Here is a 24,394-nt window from a genome sequence, read left to right on the forward strand (position 1 = left end):
TCCCACAGGGAAAGCGTGAACACCGGAGATCCACTGTGGGAGCGAGCCTGCTCGCGATGAGGCCCAACCAGACACCACTAACTTCATGCACTGACTGGAAACCCATCATGAAAAACAACCTGCTCACCCTCCCAGTCAAAGCACTGGCCCTGGCCCTCGGCCTCTTCAGTTCGGTGGCGTTCGCCGCCGACGCGCCGCTGAAAATCGGCACCACCGCCGCCTTCGCCATCCCGCTGGAAGCGGCGGTCGAAGAGGCCGGCAAACAAGGCTTGAAGGTCGAACTGGTGGAGTTCAGCGACTGGATCGCACCGAACGTCAGCCTGGCCTCGGGCGACATCGATGTGAACTACTTCCAGCACATCCCGTTTCTGGAAAACGCCAAGGCCGCCGCCGGTTTTGACCTGGTGCCGTTCGCACCGGGCATCATCAACAACGTCGGCCTGTACTCGAAGAAATACAAACGCCTGGACGCGCTGCCCGAGGGCGCCAGCGTGGCCATCGCCAACGATCCGATCAACAGCGGTCGCGGTCTGCAACTGCTGGCCAAGGCCGGGTTGATCACCCTCAAACCGGGTGTTGGCTACAAGGCCACCGAAGACGACATCGTCGCCAATCCGAAAAAACTGAAAATCCTTCAGGTCGAAGCCGTGCAGCTGGTACGCGCTTATGACGATGCCGATCTGGTACAGGGCTACCCGGCCTACATTCGTCTGGCCAAAACCTTCGATGCCGGCTCGGCGCTGCTGTTCGACGGCCTCGACCACAAGGAATACGTGATCCAGTTCGTGATCCAGCCGAAAAGTAAAACCGACCCGCGCCTGATCAAGTTCGTCGACATCTACCAGCATTCGCCGGTGGTTCGCGCAGCCCTGGATAAAGCCCACGGCAAGCTCTATCAAGCGGGCTGGGAAGGTTAACCATGAATGCCGCCAACGCCCAGCTTCGACTGGTGACCCCGCCGTCTCGCAGCGCCGAACAGACCGAACTGCACCCAGAGCTCAATCGCGCCCACGTGCGGTTTATCGGTCTGGGTAAAACCTACAACGGCCAGCAAGGCCCCGTGGATGCGCTGCGCGGGATCGACCTGGCGATCCAGCGCGGTGAAGTGTTCGGCATCATCGGCCGCAGTGGCGCCGGCAAGTCGTCGCTGATCCGCACCATCAACCGTCTCGAACAACCGAGCACGGGCCGGGTGCTGATCGATCAAGTGGACATTGGCGAGTTCGATGAGGACCGCCTGGTAGCGCTGCGTCGGCGCATCGGCATGATCTTTCAGCACTTCAACCTGATGTCGGCCAAAACCGTGTGGCAGAACGTCGAGCTGCCGCTCAAGGTCGCGGGCGTGCCGAAACCCGAACGCGAACAAAAGGTTCGTGAGTTGCTGGAACTGGTCGGCCTGCAAGGCAAACACAAGGTCTATCCGGCGCAACTCTCGGGCGGGCAAAAACAGCGCGTCGGCATCGCCCGGGCGCTGGTGCACGACCCGGCGATTCTGCTCTGCGACGAAGCCACCTCGGCCCTCGACCCGGAGACCACGCAGTCGATCCTCGGCCTGCTGCGCGAGATCAATCAGCGCCTCGGGCTGACGATCATTCTGATCACTCACGAAATGGCGGTGATCCGCGATCTCTGTGATCGGGTGGTGGTGCTCGAACACGGACGAATCGTCGAGCAAGGGCCGGTCTGGGAAGTGTTTGGCAACCCGCAGCACGAGGTCAGCAAAACCCTGCTGGCACCGCTGCAACATGGCTTGCCGGAAGAACTGAAAAACCGTTTGCAGGTGCAGCCGCAATCGTCGGAATCCGCACTGGTGCTGCGCTTGCAGTTCACCGGCAGTAGCTTTGATGAGCCGGACCTGGCGGCGCTGTTCAGTGCCCTCGGCGGGCGAGTGCGCTTGCTGCAAGGCGGTGTCGAACGGATTCAGGGCCATGCCCTTGGGCAATTGTTGTTGGCGGTGAGCGGTTCATCGCTGGGCGCCGAAGAGCTGCGTCAACGCGCCAGCCACTGGGCGCAACAGGTGGAGGTGCTGGGTTATGTGGTTTGATCGATTGCTGCAGGGCGTTATCGACACCTTTCTGATGGTCGGTGTCTCGTCGCTGATCGCGCTGTTGGCGGGTATTCCGCTGGCGGTGATTCTGGTCACGAGCGACAAGGGCGGGATCTACCAAGCGCCCGCGCTGAACCGTGCACTGGGGGCCTTCGTCAACCTGTTCCGCTCGATCCCGTTTCTGATTCTGATGGTCGCGCTGATTCCCTTCACTCGGCTGATCGTCGGCACCACTTACGGCGTCTGGGCCGCCGTGGTGCCGCTTACCATCGCTGCCACGCCATTCTTTGCCCGTATCGCCGAGGTCAGCTTGCGCGAGGTCGACCATGGCCTGATCGAAGCCGCCCAGGCGATGGGCTGCCGGCGTTGGCATATCGTCTGGCATGTGCTGCTGCCTGAGGCGTTGCCGGGGATTGTGGGTGGTTTCACCATCACCCTGGTGACCATGATCAACTCCTCGGCCATGGCTGGGGCCATTGGTGCCGGCGGGCTGGGCGACATTGCCTACCGTTACGGTTACCAGCGTTTCGACAGCCAGGTCATGCTCACGGTGATCGTGTTGCTGGTGATACTGGTGGCGGTGATTCAGTTGGGTGGGGATCGGTTGGCGCGGGGTTTGAACAAGCGGTAATCCCCCCACAACGCAAAACGCTTATAGTCGGTGCATGTCCCCTCACCTGCGCAGCCGCCATGAAACACACACCTGACGACCTCGAACAGATCACCGCGACCACTCTGGGCCACTACAACCAGGTCGCCGAAGATTTCCGTGAAGGCACACGTGACCACGATGTCAGCCAGAACATCGATGCGCTGTTGCGGCACATTCAGGGTACGGCGCCGTTCACGGTGCTCGATTTTGGCTGTGGTCCGGGCCGTGACCTGAAAACCTTCACCGCCATGGGCCACATTGGCATCGGCCTGGATGGCTGCGAGCGTTTTGCACAGATGGCCCGCGACGACAGCGGTTGCGAAGTCTGGCAGCAAGACTTTCTGAAACTCGATCTGCCGGCCGAACGCTTCGACGGAATTTTCGCCAACGCGGTGCTGTTTCATATTCCGGTTCAGGAATTACCACGGGTTTTGAAGCAACTGCACGGAACGTTGAAACCGGGTGGCGTGTTGTTCAGTTCGAATCCGCGAGGGGACAACCGTGAGGGCTGGAATGGCCCGCGCTTTGGGGCGTATCACGATCTCGCGGCGTGGCAGGAACTGCTGACGGCGGCGGGGTTTGTCGAGTTGGAGCATTACTATCGGCCGGCAGGGCTGCCGAGGGATCAGCAGCCTTGGTTGGCGAGTGTCTGGCGTAAAGCGGCGTAGCCTGTCAGGACGCTATCGCGAGCAGGCTCGCTCCCACATATGATCTTCAGTGGACACAAATTCTGCGCCCAACGCGGTTCAGTGTGGGAGCGAGCCTGCTCGCGATGAGCGCGAAGCGCTCGCCATTACTGCACTGTTTTCTTTGGCTCCTTGATCTTGTACCAGGCCACATACAGCGCCGGCAGGAACAACAGCGTCAGCAAGGTGGCGACGATGATCCCGCCAATCATCGCGTAGGCCATCGGCCCCCAGAACACCTCCCGGGCAATCGGGATCATGCCCAGGCTGGCCGCAGCGGCCGTCAGCAGGATCGGGCGGCGGCGGTGTTCGGTGGCTTGCACCACGGCGTCCCACGGTGAATATCCGTTGCGCTCGAACTCGTCGATCTGGGTCACCAGAATCACCGAGTTACGGATGATGATGCCGATCAGCGCGAGAATCCCCAGAATCGCCACGAAGCCCATCGGCGTCCCCGACGGAACCAGCGCCAACACCACGCCGATCAAGCCCAGCGGCGCGACACTCGCCACCAGAAACAGCTTCTGTACGCTGTGCAACTGGATCATCAGGAACGTCGCCATCAGAAACAGCATCAGCGGCACGACTTTGGCGATCGGCCCTTGGGCCTTGCCGCTTTCTTCGACCGTACCGCCCGTGGCGACCTTGTAGCCCACCGGCAACCCGGCGGCGAAGGTGTCGATAGCCGGTTTCAGCAGTTTCACCAGGTCAGTCGGCTGAATCTCGTCGCGCACTGCGGCCTTGATGGTAATGGTCGGTTTGCGGTCGCGGCGCCAGACCAGTGGCTGCTCCAGTTCATAGCGCACAGTGGCGAAGGCCAGCAACGGGATCGACGTTCCGCCAGGCGTGACGATTTGCAGGTTTTGCAGGGTCTCAGGCGTACCGCGCTCGGCGTCCACGGCGCGACCAACCACGTTGATCAGGTAGATGTCATCGTCGACCTGAGTCACCGCCGAGCCACTGACGATGCTGTTCATCAGGTTCGCCACGTCTGCGGACGACAACCCGAGTTGCCGCGCCTTGTCCTGGGCGATGTCGATGCGCAGGACTTTGCCCGGTTCGTTCCAGTCGAAAATGATCTCGCCAATGTGCGGGCTCTTGTCCAGTTCACTGGCCAGGTCGATGGCATGTTTGCGCACCTGATCGATATCCGGACCGCTGACCCGGTATTGCATCGGCCGGCCCACGGGTGGGCCCATTTCCAGGGCCTGCACGTAGCTGCCTATGCCGACGAAGTCCTTGCGCAGCCGTTCGCGCAAGCGCTCGCTCAGCACTGCCCGGGACTTGAAGTCCTTGCTGACGATCACCAGTTGCGCGTAGTAGGGGTTCTGCAGTTGCTGGTCGAGCGGCAGGTAAAAGCGAATCGCGCCCTGACCGATGTAGGTGCTCCAGCGCACGATATCCGGGTCGCCCTTGAGGGTCGCTTCGAGACGATCGACGGCCTTGCGGGTTTCATCCATCGAGGCGTTTTGCGGCAGGTTCAGGTCGACGAGGATTTCCGGACGATCCGACGACGGGAAGAACTGATTCTGCACAAAACGCATGGAAAACACCGCCAGCAGGAAACACAGCACCGTGATGCCGATGGCCCACCAGCGATTGCGCATGCTCCACAACAAGCCACTGTTGAAGGCCTTGCCGATGCGCCCGGGCTCCGCAGCATGCGGTTTCACGTTAGCGCTGAGGATGTGCACGCCGATCACCGGGGCGAACAGCACCGCGACAATCCACGACACGATCATGGCCACGGCAATGACCGCAAACAAGGTGAAGGTGTACTCACCGGCAGAGCTGGCGTTCAGGCCAATCGGCACGAAGCCTGCGACCGTTACCAAGGTCCCGGTGAGCATCGGGAACGCGGTCGAGGTGTAGGCGAAAGTTGCCGCCTGCTCCTTGGTTTCGCCCATTTCCAGACGCGTGACCATCATCTCGACGGTGATCATCGCGTCGTCCACCAACAGCCCAAGGGAAATGATCAGCGCCCCGAGGGAAATCCGTTGCATGGTGATGCCGCTGTACTCCATGAACACGAAGACCATCGCCAGCACCAGCGGAATCGAGCAGGCCACCACCAATCCGGCGCGCACGCCAAGGCTGATGAAACTGACCAGCAGCACGATGATGACCGCCTCGAACAGTGCGCTGGTAAAGCCGCCGACCGCCTCTTCCACCACTTCGGCCTGATCCGACACCTTATGCACACCGACGCCCACCGGCAGGTCGGCGGTGAGTTCGTCAATACGTTTGTGCAGCGCCTTGCCGAAGGCCTGAATGTTGCCGCCCTTCTGCATGGCAATCGCCAGGCCGATGGCCGGCTGCCCGTTGAAGCGGAACAGCGGTGACGCCGGGTCGACGTAACCGCGAGTGATTTCAGCGATGTCGGCCAACCGATAGAAACGGTCATTGAGCCGCAAGTTGACCGCCGCCAGGTCTTTCTCCGACGCGAACTGCCCGGACGTGCGCACGGAAATCCGCTCAGGCCCCGCCTCGATCACCCCGGCCGGGGTTACCGCGTTCTGGGTTTGCAGGCTCTGCACCACCTGGCGCTGGTCGATGCCCAGTGCCGCCAGTTTGCGGGTGGAGAAGTTCAGATAAAGCACTTCGTTCTGCTGGCCGACCATTTCGATCTTGCCCAGCCCCGGTACGTCGCGGATCTCGACACGGGCCTGCTCGACGTAGTCGCGCAACTGGCGCATCGACAGACCGTCGGCGGTAAAGGCGTAGATCGAACCGAACACATCACCGAACTCGTCGTTGAACGACGGCCCCTGTATGCCCTGGGGGAAGGTGCCGCGAATGTCATTTATCTTCTTGCGCACCTGATACCAAATTTCCGGGATGTCCTTGCCACTGGTGGTGTCACGCAAGTAGACGTACACCGTGGATTCGCCGGGGCGGGTGTAGCTTTTCACGTAGTCGAGCGAGTCGAGCTCTTCGAGTTTTTTCTCGATACGGTCAGTGACCTGCTTGAGGGTTTCTTCCTGGGTCGCGCCGGGCCAACGGGTCTGGATCACCATGGTTTTGATGGTGAACGACGGGTCTTCTTCGCGCCCCAGGTTGAGGTACGAGAACACCCCCATCAGCAAGGCGACGAACATCAGGTACCAGACGAAGGACTGATGCTTGAGGGCCCATTCGGATAAGTTGAAGCTCCCTTTCATCGCGGGCTGTCCTCGTCGACTTTGACTTTTTGCCCCGGTTTGAGGCTGTTCACACCGGCGCTGACCACTCGCTCACCGCTTTTGACACCGTGCCCGAGAATTACGCTGTCAGCACCACGGCTGAGCAGGGTGACGTCTCGCGGGGAAACGGTTTGGGTCTGTTTGTCGACCACCCAGATACGGGTTTTGCCGTCGACTTCCTGCACGGCCGTCAGCGGCAATTCGATACGCGGCTCGATGGCTGAGCTCAAGGTCACGCTGATCGCCGTGCCAAGACGAAAACCCGGTGGAGTCTCGGCCAGAGTCAAACGAGCGCGACGGGTACGGGTCGCACTTTGCGCCTGCGGCTCGATCTCACGGACGGTGGCCGTGGCGTGAATGGTGGGATCAAGTTGCGCCGCCACTTCAAACACGACGTCGGTGGGCAGCCGCTCGGCGAGGCCCGCCGGCAGGTCGATCACCGCCTCCTTGATGTCCGGCCGCGCCAACGTCACCACTTGCTGGCCCGCCGTGACGACCTGCCCGGCCTCGGCGTTCCAGGCCGTGACAATCGCGGCGTGGTCGGTGCGCAGTTCGGTGTAATTGAGCTGGTCATTGGCCTGGCTGACCGAGGCGTTGGCTTGATCCAGCGAAGCCTGGGTGGTTTTCAGGTTGGTCTGGGCGATGTCCAGTTGCGCCTGGGCACCCACACCTTGGTTGAACAGTTCCTGCTGACGGCGTGCATTGGCCTGGGCGTTGATCAACTGCGCCTCGATCTTCGCCAGATCGCCCTGGGCGGCACGTAACTGGTTCTGCTGGTCGGTCGGGTCGAGGGTCGCCAGCAGGGCGCCCTTCTTGACCTCACTGCCGACATCCACATTGCGGCTGGCGATTCGTCCCGGCACACGGAAACCGATGTTGCTTTCAAAGCGCGCCTGAATGTTACCGGCGAAACGCCCGAGGTCTTGCTGGTCCAGAGACTGCACTTCGATGGACAGCACCGGGCGCACAGGCTCTGGCGGCGCCTCCTGTTTCGAACAGGCAGCCAATAGCAGGCCCACCGATAACAGCAACACACGCTTCATGGCTGGGCTCCCGACGATTGAGCCGAACCTTCGGCGGGCGGTGTGACGATCTCTACCAACACATCGGGATGCAACAATTGGCCGCCGGCCGTGACGACTTTCTCGCCGCCGTTCAGGCCTTCGCTGATGATCACTTTGCCGGTCAGATAGCGGCCGACCTTGACCGTGTGTAACTGAGCCTTGCCATCAGCGTCCACTGTCCACACGGCTGGCTCGCTGAGGTTCTTGGTCAGCGCCGCCCAGGGCAACTCGACCACAGACTTGCCCGGCACTTTGGCCGTGGCACTGACCACCGAGCCCAGCCGCATGCCTTCGGGCAATTCGCTGAGGGTAACTTTGACCTGCACCGTACCGGTTTGCGCCGACACCGCCGGGGTGATTTCGCGCACAGTACCGGTGGTTTTGATCTTCGGATTGTCGAGCAGACTGACCATCACCGATCGGTCCGATGGCGGTGCGCTCAACAACGATTCATAGATATTGAACACCGCGTCACGCTCGCCATCCCGAGCCAGACTGAAAATCGGCACCGTGGCCTGCACTACCTGGCCGACTTCAGCCTGACGCGCGGTGATCACACCGGGCGCGTCGGCCACCAGCGCGGTGTAACTCAATTGTTCGCGGGCATTGGCCAACTGCGCCTGCGCGGCGGTCAACGCGCTCTGGTTGCTACTCAACGCAGCTTGAGCGGAATCGTATTCGCTTTGGCTGGTGTAGCCCTTGGGCAGGAGTTTTTGCTGGCGCACGAAGGCAGCGGCGGCCTGCTTGACCCGCGCCTGCTCGGCGACCACCTGGGCCTGGGCTGAATCAACACTGCTCTGCAGGTCTTTCGGGTCGAGTCTGGCCAACACTTGTTTGGCCGAAACGCGATCGCCGATATCCACCATGCGCTGGATGATCTTGCCGGCAACGCGGAACGACAACTGCGTCTGAACCCGTGCCTGTACATCGCCGGTCAAGGTGACCGAGGCCGCGAAATTCGCAGGCTTGACCTCTTGCACAAACACCCGTGGACGTTCCTTATCGACCGGCTTCTTGTCACCGCACGCGGCCAATAGGGCAAAGAGACTCAGGCCAACGATACATTTCAATCCGGGACCAGCCATGCAGGCTCCTTTGCGTAATACGGGCGGACAAGTGTCGATACGACTGTGAGCTTAGATCAGGGTTCAGCCGCTGTACCCAGAGGCTGAAAATTGAGGGCGCTTTGTGGCGAGGGGAGCGGGCTGGATACACTGTGTGGAACTGGCCGGATTGATTGGCGACTGACACACCCAATCGCGAGCAGGCTCGCTCCCACAGGGGATCGTCGGTGAGCACTTATTTTGTGTTCACTGAAGATCAATGTGGGAGCGAGCCTGCTCGCGATGGCGTCCGAAAGATCACCGCAAAGGTCAGTGACTCACCCCCGCCACTTCCCGCCTTCGACAATCACGCTCTCAGGCTGGGTGTCGTCGCTCAGTTCTTTACGCACGTACTGGTCGTAGAGTTTGAGCAGGTACTTGTCTTCACCCAGCTTCGCCAGCTCGGCGTTGACCCAGTCGCGCAGTTCGATGTTGCCCTTCTTCACCGCTGGCGCGATGGGCGCCTCGGCACCGAGGGTTTCGGTCAACACGCGGTAGCCCGGGTTTTGCTTGGCCCAGCTGAACAGCACCAGGTTGTCTTGGGCATACGCATCGCCGCGACCACTGGCCAGGGCTTGCAGCGACTCGGTGTTTTTCTCGAACTTGAGCAACTTCCAGTCCGGATGGTTCTTGGTCAGCCAGATATCGGCGGTGGTGCCAGTGGTCACGATAGTGGTGCGGGTTGCCAGGTCATCGAGGCTCTTCACCAGGCTTGCCTGCGGCACCAGCGCCTGCACCGCGACCTTGAGGTTCGGGTTGGTGAATTCCACCGCTTCCTTGCGCTCAGGGGTAACGGTCATGTTGGCGAGGATCAGGTCGACCTTGTCGCTTTGCAGGAACGGAATCCGGCTCGCCGGCTCGACCGCGACGAATTCGACCTTGTTCTCGTCGCCCAGCAGATCCTTGGCAAATTGACGGCCGATGTCGGTATCAAAACCCACATAGCGCCCTGCCTCATCGACGAAACCGAACGGCGGTTTGTCGGTGAATACGCCGACGATCAGCTTGTCCCGGGCTTTGATTTTTTCCAGGTAGCTGGCCGCAGGCGCCGCGCTGGCGGCAGAGGCCGCGGGCTTGGCGGCTTCTTCGGATTTGTTGCAACCGGCCAACAGCGCGAGGCCAAACAATGGGAGTAGCAGCAGTGAAGACTTGGCAGTTTTCATGACAGTTCCAATTCCTTTTCAAGAGTCTTTTTGGGCAGTGCTTCGACGTAGGAGAACTTCTCCAGGAACTGCTGCGCTCGTGCGGTTTGCGGGTTCGTAAAGAACATCTCGGGAGGGTTTTGTTCAAGGATGCGCCCGGCATCCATGAACACAATGCGGTCGGCCACCGCGCGGGCGAAGGCCATTTCGTGGGTGACGATCAACAGGGTCATGCCGTCGCGGGCGAGGCCTTGAATCACCTCCAGCACCTCCTTGACCATCTCCGGATCAAGGGCTGCAGTGACTTCATCGAACAGCATCACCTGTGGGTTCATGCACAGCGAACGAACGATGGCGATCCGTTGTTGCTGACCACCGGACAGCTGTCGCGGGAAAGCGTCACGCTTGTCCGCCAGGCCGACCCGCTCCAGCAGCGTTAACGCTTGCCCCCGGGCTTCACGTAGTGGGCGTTTTTGCACCTTGAGTGGGCCAAGCAGGAGGTTGTCAAGCACGCTCATGTGCGGGAACAGGTGATAACTCTGGAACACCATGCCGATCTGCTGGCGCACCTCGCGCCAGTCGGTGGCCTTGCTCAGCAACTCGCGTCCGGCAAAGCGCAGCTCGCCACTGTGGGCGACCTCCAGGCCGTTGAGGCAACGCAGTAAGGTGCTTTTACCGCAGCCGCTGGGGCCGAGGATGACGATCACTTCGCCGGTTTCGACGCTCAAGTCGATCCCGTTGAGGACCTGGTGTTCTCCGAAGAATTTGTTGAAACCCTTGAACTCGATCAATGCGTTCATGCTTGCGTCCAGCGCCGTTCCAGCACGCGTGAGGCGGCCGAGAGCGGGTAGCAGATAAAGAAGAAAAACAGGAATAACGCGCCGTAGATCAACACCGATTCGTAGGTGCGTTCGATGATCTGCTGGCCGACCTTGATCACGTCGACCACGCCGATCAACACCGCCAGCGAGCTGGTCTTGATGATCCGCGTGTAGACGTTGATGGTCGGTGGCGTCATGCGTTTCAGTGCCTGGGGCAGCAGCACGTAACCGAAGAGTTGCGGGCCGGAAAGCCCGATCGACAGCCCCGCTTCACGCTGGCCACGGGGCAAGGAATGCAGTGCACCGCGCACCACTTCGCCGACTTCACTGGCGCCCCACAACGACAGCACCAGCACCGCGCACCCGAAGCTCGGAAGGCTCAGGCCAAAAAAAATCGGCAGACCGAAGAACAGCAAATACAACCAGACCAGCACCGGGATCGCCCGGAACAGCTCAAGATAGACCCGCAGCAACGCGTTCAGCCATGTCGAATTCAGGCTGCGCAACACGCCGTAGAAGACTCCGCCAACGGTACTGATGGCGATGCTCAAAAAGGAAATCGACAAGGTTTGCCCAGCGCCTTTGGCCAACTGCGGCAAGGACACCCAGAGCAGCTCAAGACCCGAACTGGCCATGCTGGAGCCTCCTTTCCAGACGGCTGAGCAGCAGCGACAACGGCAAGAACAGCAGCACGCAGATCAACGTCAGCACGGCGAGCATTTCGTAGGTTTTGTAATACAGCGCGATGTAGCTCTTGGTGGTGTAGAGAATCTCCGGCACCGCCACCGCCGACACCACGGTGGTCTCCTTGAGCAGGAAAATGAAGTTGGCGAACAGCGAAGGCAGGCTGAGGATACCCGCTTGCGGCAGGATCACGTAGCGCAGCAACTGCCAGTGGGACAGACCGATGGAGCGCCCCGATTCCAGTTGCGCCGCGGGCACCGCTTCAACGCCGGCCCGCAGTACCTCGGTGAGGTAGGCACCGCCCAGAAAGGTCATGGTGATGATCGCCGCCGCAAAGCCGGAAACCTTCACCCCAAGCGCGGGTAAGGCGAAATAGACGAAGAACAGTTGAATCAGCAGCGGAGTGTTGCGCGCCAGCTCCACGTACAACGCCACCAGGCGCTGCAAGTACGGCGTGCGGAACACCAGGAGGGTCGCGTTGATCAGCGCCACCAGCAGCGAAGTGCCGATGGCGATCAGGCCGACCTGCAGCGTCACGCCCACGGCGCGCAGAAACGCCGGCAGAGTGCTGAGGATGAAAGCGTAATCGAACGTCATTGAAGATCCTGAACGCCGCAGGGTAAGCGACGGTGGCGCAGTCCATTGGGCTGTGGATAACAGCCCGGCAGGCACCGACTTTAAAGGTATAAAAAGAAACATTTAAATACCGATAAAGCATATTGATATCACGCAAAAAACTATCTGACGGATTGGCGCTGTCAGCGAGAGACAGCTATTTTCCTTTGCGCTGTAGGAAGGATCTATTTTTCGAAATCCCCCTCCAAGGACATGCAGCGTGCGGCCACACTCCCCCCGGCCGAACCATCACAAGGACGATAAAAATGGCAGACGTAAAAACACCCCAGCGGCTGGATCCGCAGGAGATCGTGAAGTTATTGGTGGCGTTGCGTAGGGCGTTGGAGGCCAAAGCGGCCTGATCGATCTTTTGATCCTGTGGCGAGGGAGCTTGCTCCCGCTCGGGTGCGCAGCAGCCGCATAGCCTGCCGGTGAGATGTATCAGACAGAATGTTTTGGGGTCGCTTCGCAACCCAGCGGGAGCAAGCTCCCTCGCCACAGGTGGAAGCATAAAAAACGCCGACGCTATCGAAAGCCGTCGGCGTTGAAACCTTGAAAAGGGTTTACCGCTCAATCAGAACGCTGGCAGTACCGCGCCGCCGTACTTCTTGGCGATGAATGCTTTCACTTCAGGGCTGGTCAGGGCCTTGGCCAGTTTCTGGATCGCCACGCTGTCCTTGTTGTCTGGACGCGCGACCAGGAAGTTCACGTACGGCGAATCCGCCCCTTCGATCACCAGCGCGTCTTTAGCCGGGTTCAGACCCGCTTCCAGCGCGTAATTGGTATTGATCATGTCCAGGTCGACCTGATCCAGCACACGCGGCAGCATGGCCGATTCCAGTTCCTTGAACTTGAAGTTGTGCGGGTTCTTGGCGATGTCTTTTGGAGTCGCCAGGGCGTTTTTCGGGTCTTTCAACTCGATCAGGCCGGCTTTCTGCAACAGGATCAGCGCACGGCCGCTGTTGCTGCCTTCGTTCGGGATAGCGATGGTCGCGCCATCTTTCAACTCAGCCAGGGTTTTGACTTTCTTCGAATAGCCGCCGAACGGTTCGACGTGCACGCCGATCACGGTCACCAGGTGAGTGCCTTTGCCTTCGTTGAAGCTGTTCAGGTACGGCAGGGTCTGGAAGTAGTTGGCGTCCAGACGCTTCTGATCGACCTGCACGTTCGGTTGTACGTAGTCGGTGAAGACCTTGATTTCCAGATCCACGCCTTCTTTGGCGAGGGTTGGCTTGATCAGTTCGAGAATCTCGGCGTGCGGCACTGGCGTTGCGGCAACCACCAGTTTCTCGCCAGCCTGGGCCAGACCAGTGGTCAGGGCAGCCGCCAGTGCGGTGAACAACAGAACCTTTTTCATGCAGTGTCCTTATTTGTCGTTGTCGACAACGGCTAAAAAATGAAGTGCCAGTGAAGTGCTATCGCTGGTGTGGAGCGGACAATACCGAGATTTTTTATTCCCGAACAATATCTTTTATTCACTTTCATATTCCATTTTGTTCGCACACCAAAAAAGACACTTAACCCTGTGGCGAGGGAGCTTGTCGGAACGCCGCACCGTCCCGTTCGATTGCGCAGCAATCGCAATCCGATGAACGCGACTTGCCTGACAGAAATCGGTTGCTGATTTTGGGGTCGCTTCGCAACCCAGCGGGAGCAAGCTCCCTCGCCACAGAGTTACAGGGTCTGCGTCAGGCTTTCGAGCACGCGTTTAAGCGCTGCGCGCTCACCGGCAGAACCGGTTTTGATGACCTGCGTTGTCTGTCGTTCGATCAACTCCAATGGCGACAACACCTGCGGCAGGTTCAAATGCGCAGGCTTTATTTCCTCGCCACTGCTCACCAGCAACGCAAAGTGAATGACATTTTCCAGTTCACGGGTATTGCCCGGCCAGCTGTGCTGTTCCAGAACCTGCTGGGCCGCGTCGCTGATGAACGGCACCGGCAAGTCAAGGCGTTGGCTGTAGATGCCGAGGAAATACTCGGCCAATGATTGAATATCACCGACTCGCTCACGCAAGGCCGGCAGTTCGAGTTGCCCTTCGCTGAGGTAGTGGTAGAGCCGCTCATGGAATTTGCCGGCCGCCACAGCTTGTGCCAGATCGATGCTGGTCGCCGCCACGAGCCGCACATCCACCGGGCTCGGTTGCTGCGCCCCCACACGGGTGACTTCGTGATTCTCCAGGGCGGCGAGCAATTTGATCTGAATCAGCAACGGCAAATCGCCGATTTCATCCAGGTACAACGTCCCGCCATTGGCTGAACCAAACCAGCCGGCGCGACTGCTGGCCGAACCACTGAAACTGCCGCCGGCATAACCGAACAGCTCAGCGTCAGCGTAGGTCGGGCTGATGGCGCCGCAGTTGACCGACACGAACAGACCGCCGCGATCACTGGCACGGTGAATGTGCCGTGCCAGCAACTCTTTACCGCTGCCGGTTTCACCGCGAATCAACACCGAAATCGAGCGTGGCGCCAGTTGCTCCAGTTCCTGGCGCAACTGGCGCGAGCGCGGGTCGACGAACACCAGCGCCTTGGCGCGAATGCTTAGCGGGCTTTTTTCAGCGTCGGGAAAGGTCAGCAATGGCTGACCGAAAGACTCATGCAAACTCATGGCAGACTCCCGCCCCAAACCGCCGGCAGACGGGGGCGTTTAAATAAAAAATAGATTCAAGCGCGACGCAGGGCGTGTTGTTCCATGCGGTTTTGCAAGCGATACAGGTAGGCAAAACCCTGCTCCCAACGATGGTGACCGGACTTCACATTGATGTGCCCGGCCCCCGCCAGAATCCCCGCTTCGGCGCCCCAGTGACGTGCCAGCTCAAGCGCCCGTGGAGCGCTGACGGCGGCGTCGTTGTCGGAGCTGACGACCTGGCTCGGGAACGGCAGCAGGTGCGTCGCAATGGGTGCAAAGTTACGCAACGCAGGCGAGCAGGCCGGGCGTTCGACATCGGCAGGCGCCACCAGCAAGGCCCCGCGAACCTGACGCAACGCCTGCAACGGCGCAGTGGCAGCCCAATGCGCAACGGTGATGCAGCCCAGGCTGTGAGCGATCAGGATCACCGGCGTGCTGTCGGCATCAATGGCTTCAGCCAGCGCCGCAACCCAATCCTCACGGCGCGGCGTCAGCCAATCGGCCTGCTCCACCCGTGCGCTGTTCGGCAGGCTGTTCTGCCAATGGCTTTGCCAATGATCATCTGGCGATCCTTGCCAGCCCGGCACAATCAGGTAGCGAATTGATTCGTTGCGCATGGGGGAGCTCTCCGGTGCGTGTCTGTTCCTGATCGAGTATAGGGACGGGATTTATATTCGTTAAGGAATAAGAAGCTATTTATTAAGACCTGTATCGAATATATGAAATGCCCCCCTGTGGGAGCGAGCCTGCTCGCGATAGCGGTTTACCAGCCACCATTGATGCTGAATTTGATGACGTCATCGCGAGCAGGCTCGCTCCCACAGGGTTTGCTGACGGGCACTTTGTTGAGGACAAAAAAAGGGCCGTACCCTGCCAAGGAGACGGCCCCGGAAATCAAAAATCTGTTAACGCGCGGTGATGACCGACAGCTTGGTAATCCCCGCCCGTTCGATAGATGCCATGGCCCGCGCCACTTCGCCGTAGTTCACAGCGTTGTCCGCTTGCAACTGCACGCGCACTTCGGGGTCTTTGGCCTTGGCCGCCTGCAGGTTGAATTCGAGCAGGTCCGGCTGAATTTCATCCTTGTTGATAAACAGCTTTCCGGCGCCGTCGATGCTCACCACCAGCGGGTCCTTTTGCTCCACGGGCGCGACCGCTTCGGTCTTCGGCAGGTTGATCGGGATCGCGTTGGTCAGCAGCGGCGCGGTGACGATGAACACCACCAGCAGCACCAGCATGACATCCACCAGCGGCGTGACATTGATCTCGCTCAGCACTTCATCGCTGTCCTGGGTTGAGAAGGCCATATCAGGACGCCTCCTTCACTTTCTGCGCGCCACCCTGGACGGTGTTTTTGTGCGCCGTCGGGTGGATCAACACGCGAAACGAGCTCTTCTGCGCCAGGCTGTAGAAGTCGTGAGCAAAGTCATCGAGGTCAGCGGCAGTCAATTTCAGGCGCCGCAAAAAATAGTTGTAAACCAGCACCGCCGGCACGGCGACGGCAATCCCCACGCCGGTCGCCACCAGCGCGGCACCGATGGGTCCAGCGACGGTTTCGAGGCTCGCAGAACCTGCGGCACTGATGCCTTTCAACGCCTCCATGATTCCCCACACGGTGCCGAATAAACCAATGAACGGCGAGGTGCTGCCGATACTCGCAACCACGGCCAGACCGTTTTCCAGCGAGCGACGCTCCCGGACAATTTGCTGACGCAGAGCGCGCTCAAGGCGATCCTGATGATTGATCGCCTGACTCAGGTCCGCCGCATGCGCCGCTTCGCCCACTTGAATCGCCGCGTAACCCGCCTGTGCGACACGGGCGGCAGCGCCGGGCTGGGTCTCGCTCAGTTCAGCCGCCGAAGCGAGGCTGGACGCGGCCCAGAACTGTTTATGAAATTTACGATCCTGGGCTTTCAAGCGACCGAACTGCACGCCTTTGAGCAATGCCAAACCCCAGGTGGCGACGGAAAAAACCACCAGCAGCCAGATCACCGCGCTTTCGATGGATTGGAGTGGAGATGCCAGTAACGTCATGATGTATTCCCCTCTGTGTAAACGTTTAGCGCGAATAGATTGCGGTTCAATGAATCCTGAAATCGATAGGCACGCTGACCCAGCCGTCCTGGGCGACATCACCCTGCCTGGCGGGCACGAAACTCCAACGTTTGACGGCCGCTAACGCCGCGTCGTCGAGTTGCTGGCGACCACTGCTTTTCTGAATCTGGATCTCTCCAGGCTTACCGCTGGCCAGTACCTGCACCCGCAACAACACCGTGCCTTCCCAGCCGCGCCGCTGGGCCAGCGAGGGGTATTCCGGTGCCGGGTTTTTCAGGTACGCGGCGTTGGCCGAGGCCGGGGTCACTGGCGCGGGCGCCGGTGGGGCCGGGGCCGCTACGGGCGCTACGGGCGCTGCCGGTTGTGGCGGTGCAGGTGGTTGAGCAAAGGCCTTGGGCGCGGGTTTCGGCGCCGGCTTCACCACGGGTTTTGGTTTCGGCTTGGGTAGCGGCTTAACCGCCAGTTCGTCCTGTACCGGTGGCGGTGGCTCAACCACCGGCGGCGCGGGTTGCGGTGGCGGCGGTTCAACGACTGGCGGCGCCGGGTGAGAAAACTCGATGGTCATCGGTGGAATCTGCGGCGGCACGATCGGCAGCGCCGGGGTCGGTTGCTGGTTTACCCAATAAATCACCGCACCGTGCACCAGCACCGCCAGCACCCCGAGCAAAATCGCCTCACGACGGCTCAAACTGCCCTTGGGCGTCTGTTGCAGTCGCAATTGGCCCAACGGCAGCCGATGCGGGCGGCCGAGGTCGACCAACTCACCACTGGGTGCCTGGCGCCACAACACGTCATGTGCACTGGCGGCGGTCTGGACATTGCCCATTGATTGACTCCCTGCGGTCTCTTTACGAATAACCCGAAAGGCCGGCGCTTGAAGCCCTCACGCGGCCGTTTCGATGGGTCAATCATTGGGTCAGACGCTTATCTCTTAAAGTAATTTTTAAGGCTTAATTTAGATCTTAAACGAATATGAAAACCCTTCATTTTGTGCAAAGCCACGCCACTCAAGGGCCGTAGCCAAGCATCGAAAAGACGATGCTTTACGAGCATTTAAAGTATTCGTGGAAGGCATGAGTTTCAGGGAGGGGAAGTTGGATATCAATTAACCAAAAATAGTTATTCGACAATAGCCATAAGACAAAAACAAACCATAAATAAAAAACAGGCCGAGCGTACTTGTCAGTACGTTCGGCCTGTTGATTGCTTCAATAAAGTTTATTGTTTAACGAACTCGCCAGCCAGGCCAACTACATCGCCATCGAAGTTATTGCGAGAACCAAATGCCTTGAGTTTTGAGTAGTTGTGATCCGGCGAAAACAGTGTCCACGCCTGATAGCCCACGCCATCGTTAAGGGCAGCAACCGTGATGATGGTCGGGTTGCCAGAGCTGTTCTGGAAGTGGTAGTGCCCATAACTGACATCGTAATTCACACCGTTCTGGCTCAGCTTGCCGCTGAATGTTCCATTCGAATCATTGCCGTCGGTAATGACCAGTTTGGCGCCGGCGTTAGCGTTCACATAAGTCCCGTTAATACTCGACATGATGATTTTCCTTTGCAGTGAAATAAGTGTCTTCCGATGAGTGCAAGTTCTCTCCTGAAAACTCACGAAACAGAGCATGGTTGGACTTTCAATTATTGTCCACGGAGAAACCGGTTATTGTCGGACGAAAACGCTATAGACACTAAACGAACGACTCATAACTTATGACGATACTCAATATACTTATTGCTGTTTACGCTAATCAAAAGTCATATCGCCCTGTCACACCGAGCGTACGCGGCGTCCCGAGCAAGCCTTCATAGCCACCGTTACCGCCAGTCCAGAGTGTCGTGTAATAGGTTTTGTCGAAGGCGTTTTTCAGCCACAGCGAGACGTCCCACTGGCCCTCATGGAAGTCGCCGCGCAGACCGGTGGACAAGTTGACCACGGCGTAGCTGGGGATCTGCCCGAAGTCGGAATCCTCGACCGTACCCACTGCTTTTGAACGGAAGGCGTAGCTGGCGGTAAGGTACTCTTCGAGGCCATTGCTGAGGTTCCATTTGTATTCGCCGTTAGCGTTGGCGATCCACTTCGAGGCGCCAACCACTTGATGGCCGCTGAGGTCGCAAGAGGCTGGAGCACCTGGCCGCAGGCTGACCTCCGGCGGGCATGGCGCATCTTTGTAGGAGAGGTAGCTGACATCGTTGTACGAGCCGTTGATATTCAGCGTCAGGCCGCGCAGCGGTACCAGGGTGCTCTCCACTTCCACACCGCGAGAACGCACCGAGCCGGCGTTGGTCAGGAACTGCACACGGTTGACGTCGTCGTAAGCGTTGGTCTGATAGCCGTTGACCCGAGTCCAGAACAGGTTGGCGTTGAGTTGCAGGCGCCGGTCCCACAGAGTGCTTTTGAAACCCAGTTCGGCGTTGTTGGCGCGCTCGGTGCCGATCAATAAGGAATCGGCACCTGCTACCGGCGCAGAACCGACCGACAGGTTGACCCCACCGGACTTCTCGCCGTGGGACAGCGTGGCGTAACCCAACAGGTCGTCGGTGAAGTGGTAGCTCAGGTTCAACAAGCCCGAAGGGCTGGTGCTGTACTGATTCAAATCCCCGGAATCGTAAGCCCCGGTACGACCGCGTCGAGCAGTGGCCGCCGCGCCGCTGACTGCCGCGCCACCGACGGGTGCATCACGGCTGACCCAGGCGTTTTTCTCCTCATAGCTGCCGCGCACACCGGCAGTGAAGTCCAGACGTTCGGTAAGGTGCCAGGTGCCTTGGGCGAACAACGCAAAGCTGCTGGTTTCGATATGGCCGTTGCCAATGCTGCTGACATTGGCCAGGGCACCGCGCGGTGTGCCGTTCCAGATATCGGCTTGCGGGCCGTAGTAAACGAAGGTTTTGTTGTCCAGGTTCGAGCCAAAATAGTAGGCGCCCAATACGTAGTCGAAGAAGCCGCCGGTGGGCGACGCCAGGCGAAATTCCTGGGAGTACTGCTTGTCCTCCACCGAGACCCCGGCGTTGTAGGCAACCGGCACGTTGAGGCCATCGTCGTTGCGCGGGGTGAAGTTCCACCAGCGATACGAGCTGATCGAGGTCAGGGTGAAATCGCTCGGCAAAGTCCAGTTGGCCTCAACCGATGTACCGCCCTGATGCACGGTGACGTGTTGATCGCTGTCCAGGTTGACCTTGCGATGCGAGCCGTCCACCAGCGTCGCACCGGCAGCAGCGGCCCGTGATTCGTACAGGTTGACGCCGTTGATGGTCGGTCCGGTGCTGTACAGCACGCGGGTGCCGGCGCTGGAATCCTCTTCGTTGTAATCGCCGATCCAGCGCAGGTTGAAGCTTTCGTTGGGCTTGTACAGCAGTTGCCCACGGAAACCGTCACGCGAGCCACCGTTCAAATCATGGCCGTCGAATTCGTTCTTGATGTCGCCGTCGCTACGGGTACGGTAGGCAGAAAAGCGCCCGGCCAATTCATCGTTGAGCGGCCCGGAAATCGTGCCCTTGGTCTGGAAATAACCGTCTTCGCCAACCGAGGTTTCGATGCTGCGTTCCGGGGTGAACGTCGGTGCGCGGGTGCTGATGTTGATGACGCCTGCGGTGGTGTTCTTGCCGAACAGCGTGCCTTGCGGACCGCGCAAGACTTCCAGTTGCTCAATGTCCATCAAATCGAACACCGCCATGCCCGGACGCCCGAGATAGACGTTGTCGATGTACAGCCCGACGCTGCCTTCCAGACCGTCACTGGCCGGGTTGTTGCCCAGGCCACGGATCGACACGCTGGACTGGCGCGCATGCATGTAGGCGACGTTGACGCTGGGCACCAGTTGCTGCAAATCCTGGATGCGATAGATCCGCTGGCTCTCCAGCGCCTGACCGCTGATCACGCTCATCGGGGTGGGCACTTCCTGCGAACTTTCTTCACGGCGGCGGGCGGTGACCGTCACGGTTTCGAGCTGGCCTTTATCGGCGCTGGTTTTACCAGTAGAGGCCGGAACACCGATGGTGTCGGTGTCGGCAGCATGACCCGGGGTCCAACTGGCGCTCCCCGCCAGCAACAGGGCCAGGGGCAGGCGTTTGAGCCGTCGGTGAGGTTGGGACGAGGCAAGGTTCAACGGACTCATAAGGTAATTCCCGATCAAAAAACCCATGGCGACGTGTCGGCCATGCGTCATCTTTAAAGTTATTTATTCTTGCGAGGGCTTACGGAGTAAGAGATGACGTGGAGGATGCGTTGCGTCCGCCGTCGGGACGCGGAGCGTCCCGGCTGCATTCATTTGCTGCGCGTGGGAACGATCAGTCAGCGCTGGTTTCGGGCCCTTTGAGGGTCTGGCTACGCTGCCCCGACACCCCCACCGGCACCTCACCCTTGAGCGTCACCCGCCGTACGATCCGCTCCTGAGTGCCGTAATCGTCCACCGCATAATGCTGGGTCGAGCGGTTGTCCCAGATCGCCACATCACCGGCCTGCCAGCGCCAGCGCACCGTGTTTTCCAGACGCGTGACATGGCTTTGCAGCAGGTTGAATAAATGCGCCGAATCGGCCAGTGAATAGCCCTTGATGCGCTTGACGAAATGCCCCAGCACCAGGCTCTTCTCGCCGCTGATCGGGTGCACGCGAACCACCGGATGTTCGGTCTCGTAAACGGTCGAGGTGAAGATCTTGCGGTAGCGCTCCAGCTTCTCTGCCGATACGTCCGGCTTGGCACCGGCGTAGTCATATTCGTTGCTGTGCACCGCCCAGAGCTTGTCCGCCAGTTCGCGCAGCTCTGGCGCCAGTTCGTTGTAAGCGCTCGCGGTGTTGGCCCACACGGTGTCGCCACCGGAGGTCGGCGCCAGCACCGAGCGCAGGATCGAAGCTTTCGGGTAGGCATCGACGAAGGTCACGTCGGTGTGCCAGGAGTTGGCGCGCTGGCCTTCAGCGCCGTCCAGTTCCAGCAGGTAACGAGTACCGTCACGCACCGGCACGGTCGGGTGCGCCACCGGCTCGCCGAGCAAATGAGCAAAGGCCTCCTGACGCTGATCGTCGAGGTGCGTTTGCTCGCGAAAGAAGATCACTTTGTACTGCACCAGTGCCTGCTGGATGGCTTCAACGGTGCTGGCGTCCAGCTCGCCGGAGAGCTGAATGCCACGAATTTCGGCGCCGATGCGACCGGCCACCGGATGAATTTCAAGGGCGTGAACAGCGGGTTTGATGGCTAAAGCGGCATTGCTCATGGGTAGACCCTCTATCTGACTGCTGACGGTTTGCCGGCCGCGAAACAACGCTCTATCTATATTCTATTTAGATCTAATAGATATTCATATGCTTCGTTGACGGAATAAGAGCTTGCATTTAAAACCTCAAGCAATCCTCGTCGCAAATGCCTTCGAGCTATTTTTAGGATGCCGGAAAAGCATATGGATCTTCGCCAGTTGCGTTACTTCATCGCCCTCAACGAACACCGCAGTTTTGTCCGCGCCGCCGACGCCATGGGCATCACCCAACCGGCATTCAGCCGCAGTATTCAAGGGCTGGAGCAGGAGTTCGGCTGCGTGCTGGTGGATCGCGGCAACAAGGATTTACGCCCCACGCCAGAAGGTCAGGTGGTGCTGCAACACGCCTTGAGTCTGGTCCAGGGCGCGGCATTGCTCAGCGCCGAAGTGACACAGATGACCAAGCTCGATGCCGGCGAGTTGCACTTCGGCTGCGGCCCGGCACCCGCGGTCAAACTGGTGCCGGATGCGGTGGCGCAATTCGTCAATTCGCACCCGAAAGTGCGCACCTGTTTTCAGGTGGATAACTGGGAAAAACTCAGTCGCGCGCTCAGCCGCGAAGAGATCGAATTCTTCATCGCCGACATCCGCCATTTCGAGGCTGATCCAAACTTTCAGACGCGAGCGTTAACCCCCAAGCGCGGGGTGTTTTTCTGCCGGCCGGGGCATCCGTTGCTGGCCAAGGAAAGCCTGTCGACCAATGACATGTTCGACTACCCGTTGGCGACCACGCTGATCCCGCCGGGCATTCGCAAACTGCTGGCGAACCTTAGTGGCCGGACTGACTTTTCACCGACCATCGAAACCGAACATTTTCCGGCGTTGGTGAAGATCGTGCTGCAATCCAACGCGATTGGCGTGGGCACTGAAGAAGCCTTTATCGAAGACATCGCCCAGGGCTCGCTGGCACTGCTGCACTGGCGAAATCTGCCGCAGAACATCGAAAGCATGAATGCGCGGTGCGGGGTTGTGAGCCGTACAGGGTTTCGGTTGTCGCCAGCGGCGCGGGCGATGATTGAGGTGTTGGTGGCGGTGGATAAACAAGAGATCGCCGTCGCGGTTTGATGGCTCTTGTGGCGAGGGAGCTTGCTCCCGCTGGAGCGCGAAGCGGTCCCAACCTAGAGAACCGCGTTCATTCAGTCAGAACTCAGTGGCCGGGTTGCGACTGCTTTGCAGCCGAGCGGGAGCAAGCTCCCTCGCCACAGTTGAGTGCTTACAACTTCGCGGCAGCCAGTTCAGGCGCCACCCACTCACTCACCTTGAACGGCTTGCGAATCAGCTTCTGCTGCGACGCCAGATCCACGGCATCCTGCAATTTGCCGAGGAACACCGGGTCCAGAGTCGAAGGGAAAACCTCACTCAATTTCTGGTCCTTCAAGTCCTGTTGAAGAATCAGCGGTGGATAGCTCGCCAGCCCCGACACCAACTGAATGTAGGCGTCCTTGTTGCTGTCCTGGGTCAACCACTCGACGGCTTGCTGTTGCGCCTTGAGCAGTTTCGCGACGACCTCGGGATGGGCGTCAACAAACGCTCCGGTCCCCACCAACACACTCTGAATACTGCCCGCACCACCCAGGTCCTTGGTGCTCAGCGGCAGCTCGGCCAACCCCTTGGCCTGCAATGCAGTCAGCCCCGAGCCGCCCCACGACGCGTCGATCTGTTTCGCCGCAAGCGCCGCCACCGCGGCGTTGAAGTCCAGGTTGATGACTTTCAGGTCCTTCTCGCTCAGGCCCTGGCTGGCCAGCGCCGCGTCGAACGACAGCTGGCTGGCGGTGCCACGGAAGATCGCCACCCGTTTGCCTTTGAGGTCTTGCAAGGTCTTGATCCCGGAACCCGGAACCACACCTAGGTAGTGCTTCACCCCACGCGCCGAAGCGCTGAGTAGCCGGGTGTCGAGGCCGTTGGACTTGCCGATGATCGCCGCCAGGTCGCCGAGGTACGCCAGGTCGACCTGGCCGTTGGCAAAGGCTTCGTTGATCACGGGACCGGCGCCCTTGAAGAAACTCCACTGGATGGTGATGCCCTGCTCGGCGAAGGCTTTTTCGAAAATCTGCTGATTGCGCAACACGTCCACCACCCCGCCGCCGCTGTGTTGAGTACCGGCACTGAGGTCGGGCACGGCGATGCGGATTTGCTTGAGTTCTGCCGCACCGGCGTTCAGCGCCAGGCCTGCGAGCACGCCGGCGGCGAACAGAGTGATAACGCGTTTGAAGGGAAGGTTCATGGGTGCAGCTCCTGATCACGACGGGCGTTGAGGAGCAGAAAGTAGGCACAGACGCGCCAAACATTTAAATACTAAAAAATAACATTTTAATAACCAATATTCATATAACCGCTGAAACGCACGCCTCAGCACGGTATGCAAAAACAGCATCAAAAATATTCCTCAAATGCATTGGATGCGTGTGGGTGGCAGGCCTTAAATGGCTCTACTTATCTCTTAATAGAATTATTTTTAAATTTAATAGA

The 24,394-nt window shown here is 59.5% G+C and carries 22 protein-coding genes; 5 read left to right on the forward strand and 17 right to left on the reverse strand.

All coding sequences use genetic code 11. The features are described from left to right. Nucleotides 1-107 precede the first annotated feature (107 nt). From NTD87_RS20930 to NTD87_RS20945, 4 genes are read left to right on the forward strand one after another with little or no spacing between them, the layout of a single operon-like run. A complete protein-coding gene (locus NTD87_RS20930; protein WP_262116089.1) occupies nt 108-917 on the forward strand; it encodes a MetQ/NlpA family ABC transporter substrate-binding protein in 810 nt (269 codons plus the stop codon). Nucleotides 918-919: 2 nt separating this feature from the next. Next, nucleotides 920-2,044, forward strand: coding sequence for a methionine ABC transporter ATP-binding protein (locus NTD87_RS20935; protein ID WP_262116090.1), 1,125 nt, complete (start codon nt 920-922; stop codon nt 2,042-2,044). Beyond that, complete coding sequence (locus NTD87_RS20940) at nt 2,034-2,678, forward strand: methionine ABC transporter permease (RefSeq protein WP_262116091.1); 645 nt, start codon at nt 2,034-2,036, stop codon at nt 2,676-2,678. The genes NTD87_RS20935 and NTD87_RS20940 overlap by 11 nt, the downstream gene beginning before the upstream one ends. A 59-nt stretch (nt 2,679-2,737) precedes the next feature. Continuing rightward, nucleotides 2,738-3,367: a class I SAM-dependent methyltransferase gene (locus NTD87_RS20945; RefSeq protein ID WP_262116092.1), complete on the forward strand. Its 630-nt coding sequence runs from the start codon at nt 2,738-2,740 to the stop codon at nt 3,365-3,367. A gap of 125 nt (nt 3,368-3,492) precedes the next feature. On the opposite strand, the gene NTD87_RS20950 is transcribed toward NTD87_RS20945, so the two are convergent. The 16 genes from NTD87_RS20950 to NTD87_RS21025 all read right to left on the reverse strand — a co-directional run bounded on the left by NTD87_RS20950 (nt 3,493) and on the right by NTD87_RS21025 (nt 21,886). Further along, nucleotides 3,493-6,546, reverse strand: coding sequence for an efflux RND transporter permease subunit (locus tag NTD87_RS20950; RefSeq protein ID WP_262116093.1), 3,054 nt, complete (start codon nt 6,544-6,546; stop codon nt 3,493-3,495). Further along, the gene (locus NTD87_RS20955; protein ID WP_262116094.1) at nt 6,543-7,610 is read right to left on the reverse strand and encodes an efflux RND transporter periplasmic adaptor subunit; all 1,068 of its coding nucleotides are present in this window, start codon (nt 7,608-7,610) and stop codon (nt 6,543-6,545) included. Before NTD87_RS20955 ends, NTD87_RS20950 begins: the two co-directional genes overlap by 4 nt. Beyond that, nucleotides 7,607-8,716, reverse strand: coding sequence for an efflux RND transporter periplasmic adaptor subunit (locus tag NTD87_RS20960; protein ID WP_262116095.1), 1,110 nt, complete (start codon nt 8,714-8,716; stop codon nt 7,607-7,609). The genes NTD87_RS20955 and NTD87_RS20960 overlap by 4 nt, the downstream gene beginning before the upstream one ends. A 296-nt stretch (nt 8,717-9,012) precedes the next feature. Next, entirely contained in the window at nt 9,013-9,897 is an 885-nt protein-coding gene (locus NTD87_RS20965) for a transporter substrate-binding domain-containing protein (protein WP_262116096.1), read from the reverse strand. Continuing rightward, nucleotides 9,894-10,676, reverse strand: coding sequence for an amino acid ABC transporter ATP-binding protein (locus tag NTD87_RS20970; RefSeq protein WP_262116097.1), 783 nt, complete (start codon nt 10,674-10,676; stop codon nt 9,894-9,896). Before NTD87_RS20970 ends, NTD87_RS20965 begins: the two co-directional genes overlap by 4 nt. Next, complete coding sequence (locus tag NTD87_RS20975; protein ID WP_262116098.1) at nt 10,673-11,332, reverse strand: amino acid ABC transporter permease; 660 nt, start codon at nt 11,330-11,332, stop codon at nt 10,673-10,675. The genes NTD87_RS20970 and NTD87_RS20975 overlap by 4 nt, the downstream gene beginning before the upstream one ends. Next, nucleotides 11,313-11,978 (reverse strand): amino acid ABC transporter permease, encoded by a 666-nt coding sequence (locus tag NTD87_RS20980; protein ID WP_054595068.1) that lies wholly within the window; start codon nt 11,976-11,978, stop codon nt 11,313-11,315. The genes NTD87_RS20975 and NTD87_RS20980 overlap by 20 nt, the downstream gene beginning before the upstream one ends. 592 nt (nt 11,979-12,570) lie before the next feature. Further along, nucleotides 12,571-13,353 (reverse strand): MetQ/NlpA family ABC transporter substrate-binding protein, encoded by a 783-nt coding sequence (locus tag NTD87_RS20985; RefSeq protein ID WP_262116099.1) that lies wholly within the window; start codon nt 13,351-13,353, stop codon nt 12,571-12,573. 317 nt (nt 13,354-13,670) lie between these two features. After that, nucleotides 13,671-14,606: a sigma 54-interacting transcriptional regulator gene (locus NTD87_RS20990; protein WP_262116100.1), complete on the reverse strand. Its 936-nt coding sequence runs from the start codon at nt 14,604-14,606 to the stop codon at nt 13,671-13,673. A gap of 56 nt (nt 14,607-14,662) precedes the next feature. Then, nucleotides 14,663-15,244, reverse strand: coding sequence for an alpha/beta hydrolase (locus tag NTD87_RS20995; RefSeq protein ID WP_262116101.1), 582 nt, complete (start codon nt 15,242-15,244; stop codon nt 14,663-14,665). 288 nt (nt 15,245-15,532) lie between these two features. After that, nucleotides 15,533-15,934, reverse strand: a complete 402-nt coding sequence (locus NTD87_RS21000) for an ExbD/TolR family protein (RefSeq protein ID WP_262116102.1) — start codon at nt 15,932-15,934, stop codon at nt 15,533-15,535. Nucleotide 15,935: 1 nt separating this feature from the next. After that, the gene (locus NTD87_RS21005; RefSeq protein ID WP_262116103.1) at nt 15,936-16,661 is read right to left on the reverse strand and encodes a MotA/TolQ/ExbB proton channel family protein; all 726 of its coding nucleotides are present in this window, start codon (nt 16,659-16,661) and stop codon (nt 15,936-15,938) included. Nucleotides 16,662-16,707: 46 nt separating this feature from the next. Further along, the gene (locus NTD87_RS21010; RefSeq protein WP_262116104.1) at nt 16,708-17,508 is read right to left on the reverse strand and encodes an energy transducer TonB; all 801 of its coding nucleotides are present in this window, start codon (nt 17,506-17,508) and stop codon (nt 16,708-16,710) included. Between the two features lie 392 nt (nt 17,509-17,900). Then, nucleotides 17,901-18,227, reverse strand: a complete 327-nt coding sequence (locus NTD87_RS21015) for a hypothetical protein (RefSeq protein WP_262116105.1) — start codon at nt 18,225-18,227, stop codon at nt 17,901-17,903. Nucleotides 18,228-18,429: 202 nt separating this feature from the next. Next, the gene (locus NTD87_RS21020; RefSeq protein WP_262116106.1) at nt 18,430-20,793 is read right to left on the reverse strand and encodes a TonB-dependent receptor; all 2,364 of its coding nucleotides are present in this window, start codon (nt 20,791-20,793) and stop codon (nt 18,430-18,432) included. 172 nt (nt 20,794-20,965) lie between these two features. Further along, a complete protein-coding gene (locus NTD87_RS21025) occupies nt 20,966-21,886 on the reverse strand; it encodes a TauD/TfdA dioxygenase family protein (RefSeq protein ID WP_262116107.1) in 921 nt (306 codons plus the stop codon). A gap of 183 nt (nt 21,887-22,069) precedes the next feature. Between NTD87_RS21025 and NTD87_RS21030 the strand changes: the two genes are divergently transcribed. Continuing rightward, on the forward strand, nt 22,070-22,990 hold the full coding sequence (locus NTD87_RS21030; RefSeq protein ID WP_262116108.1) for a LysR family transcriptional regulator: 921 nt from the start codon (nt 22,070-22,072) through the stop codon (nt 22,988-22,990). A gap of 148 nt (nt 22,991-23,138) precedes the next feature. Here NTD87_RS21030 and NTD87_RS21035 read toward each other — a convergent pair whose 3' ends face one another. Next, nucleotides 23,139-24,149: an ABC transporter substrate-binding protein gene (locus NTD87_RS21035; protein ID WP_262116109.1), complete on the reverse strand. Its 1,011-nt coding sequence runs from the start codon at nt 24,147-24,149 to the stop codon at nt 23,139-23,141. Nucleotides 24,150-24,394: the final 245 nt, after the last annotated feature.

It is taken from the genome of Pseudomonas sp. 6D_7.1_Bac1 (assembly GCF_025465945.1).
Taxonomy (GTDB): domain Bacteria; phylum Pseudomonadota; class Gammaproteobacteria; order Pseudomonadales; family Pseudomonadaceae; genus Aquipseudomonas.

Excerpts from the sequence above, each read along its gene's own strand:
- NTD87_RS20930 (WP_262116089.1), top strand. The coding sequence starts at position 108 with ATGAAAAACAACCTGCTCACCCTCCCAGTCAAAGCACTGGCCCTGGCC.
- NTD87_RS20935 (WP_262116090.1), top strand. The coding sequence starts at position 920 with ATGAATGCCGCCAACGCCCAGCTTCGACTGGTGACCCCGCCGTCTCGC.
- NTD87_RS20940 (WP_262116091.1), top strand. The coding sequence starts at position 2,034 with ATGTGGTTTGATCGATTGCTGCAGGGCGTTATCGACACCTTTCTGATG.
- NTD87_RS20945 (WP_262116092.1), top strand. The coding sequence starts at position 2,738 with ATGAAACACACACCTGACGACCTCGAACAGATCACCGCGACCACTCTG.
- NTD87_RS20950 (WP_262116093.1), bottom strand. The coding sequence starts at position 6,546 with ATGAAAGGGAGCTTCAACTTATCCGAATGGGCCCTCAAGCATCAGTCC.
- NTD87_RS20955 (WP_262116094.1), bottom strand. The coding sequence starts at position 7,610 with ATGAAGCGTGTGTTGCTGTTATCGGTGGGCCTGCTATTGGCTGCCTGT.
- NTD87_RS20960 (WP_262116095.1), bottom strand. The coding sequence starts at position 8,716 with ATGGCTGGTCCCGGATTGAAATGTATCGTTGGCCTGAGTCTCTTTGCC.
- NTD87_RS20965 (WP_262116096.1), bottom strand. The coding sequence starts at position 9,897 with ATGAAAACTGCCAAGTCTTCACTGCTGCTACTCCCATTGTTTGGCCTC.
- NTD87_RS20970 (WP_262116097.1), bottom strand. The coding sequence starts at position 10,676 with ATGAACGCATTGATCGAGTTCAAGGGTTTCAACAAATTCTTCGGAGAA.
- NTD87_RS20975 (WP_262116098.1), bottom strand. The coding sequence starts at position 11,332 with ATGGCCAGTTCGGGTCTTGAGCTGCTCTGGGTGTCCTTGCCGCAGTTG.
- NTD87_RS20980 (WP_054595068.1), bottom strand. The coding sequence starts at position 11,978 with ATGACGTTCGATTACGCTTTCATCCTCAGCACTCTGCCGGCGTTTCTG.
- NTD87_RS20985 (WP_262116099.1), bottom strand. The coding sequence starts at position 13,353 with ATGAAAAAGGTTCTGTTGTTCACCGCACTGGCGGCTGCCCTGACCACT.
- NTD87_RS20990 (WP_262116100.1), bottom strand. The coding sequence starts at position 14,606 with ATGAGTTTGCATGAGTCTTTCGGTCAGCCATTGCTGACCTTTCCCGAC.
- NTD87_RS20995 (WP_262116101.1), bottom strand. The coding sequence starts at position 15,244 with ATGCGCAACGAATCAATTCGCTACCTGATTGTGCCGGGCTGGCAAGGA.
- NTD87_RS21000 (WP_262116102.1), bottom strand. The coding sequence starts at position 15,934 with ATGGCCTTCTCAACCCAGGACAGCGATGAAGTGCTGAGCGAGATCAAT.
- NTD87_RS21005 (WP_262116103.1), bottom strand. The coding sequence starts at position 16,661 with ATGACGTTACTGGCATCTCCACTCCAATCCATCGAAAGCGCGGTGATC.
- NTD87_RS21010 (WP_262116104.1), bottom strand. The coding sequence starts at position 17,508 with ATGGGCAATGTCCAGACCGCCGCCAGTGCACATGACGTGTTGTGGCGC.
- NTD87_RS21015 (WP_262116105.1), bottom strand. The coding sequence starts at position 18,227 with ATGTCGAGTATTAACGGGACTTATGTGAACGCTAACGCCGGCGCCAAA.
- NTD87_RS21020 (WP_262116106.1), bottom strand. The coding sequence starts at position 20,793 with ATGAGTCCGTTGAACCTTGCCTCGTCCCAACCTCACCGACGGCTCAAA.
- NTD87_RS21025 (WP_262116107.1), bottom strand. The coding sequence starts at position 21,886 with ATGAGCAATGCCGCTTTAGCCATCAAACCCGCTGTTCACGCCCTTGAA.
- NTD87_RS21030 (WP_262116108.1), top strand. The coding sequence starts at position 22,070 with ATGGATCTTCGCCAGTTGCGTTACTTCATCGCCCTCAACGAACACCGC.
- NTD87_RS21035 (WP_262116109.1), bottom strand. The coding sequence starts at position 24,149 with ATGAACCTTCCCTTCAAACGCGTTATCACTCTGTTCGCCGCCGGCGTG.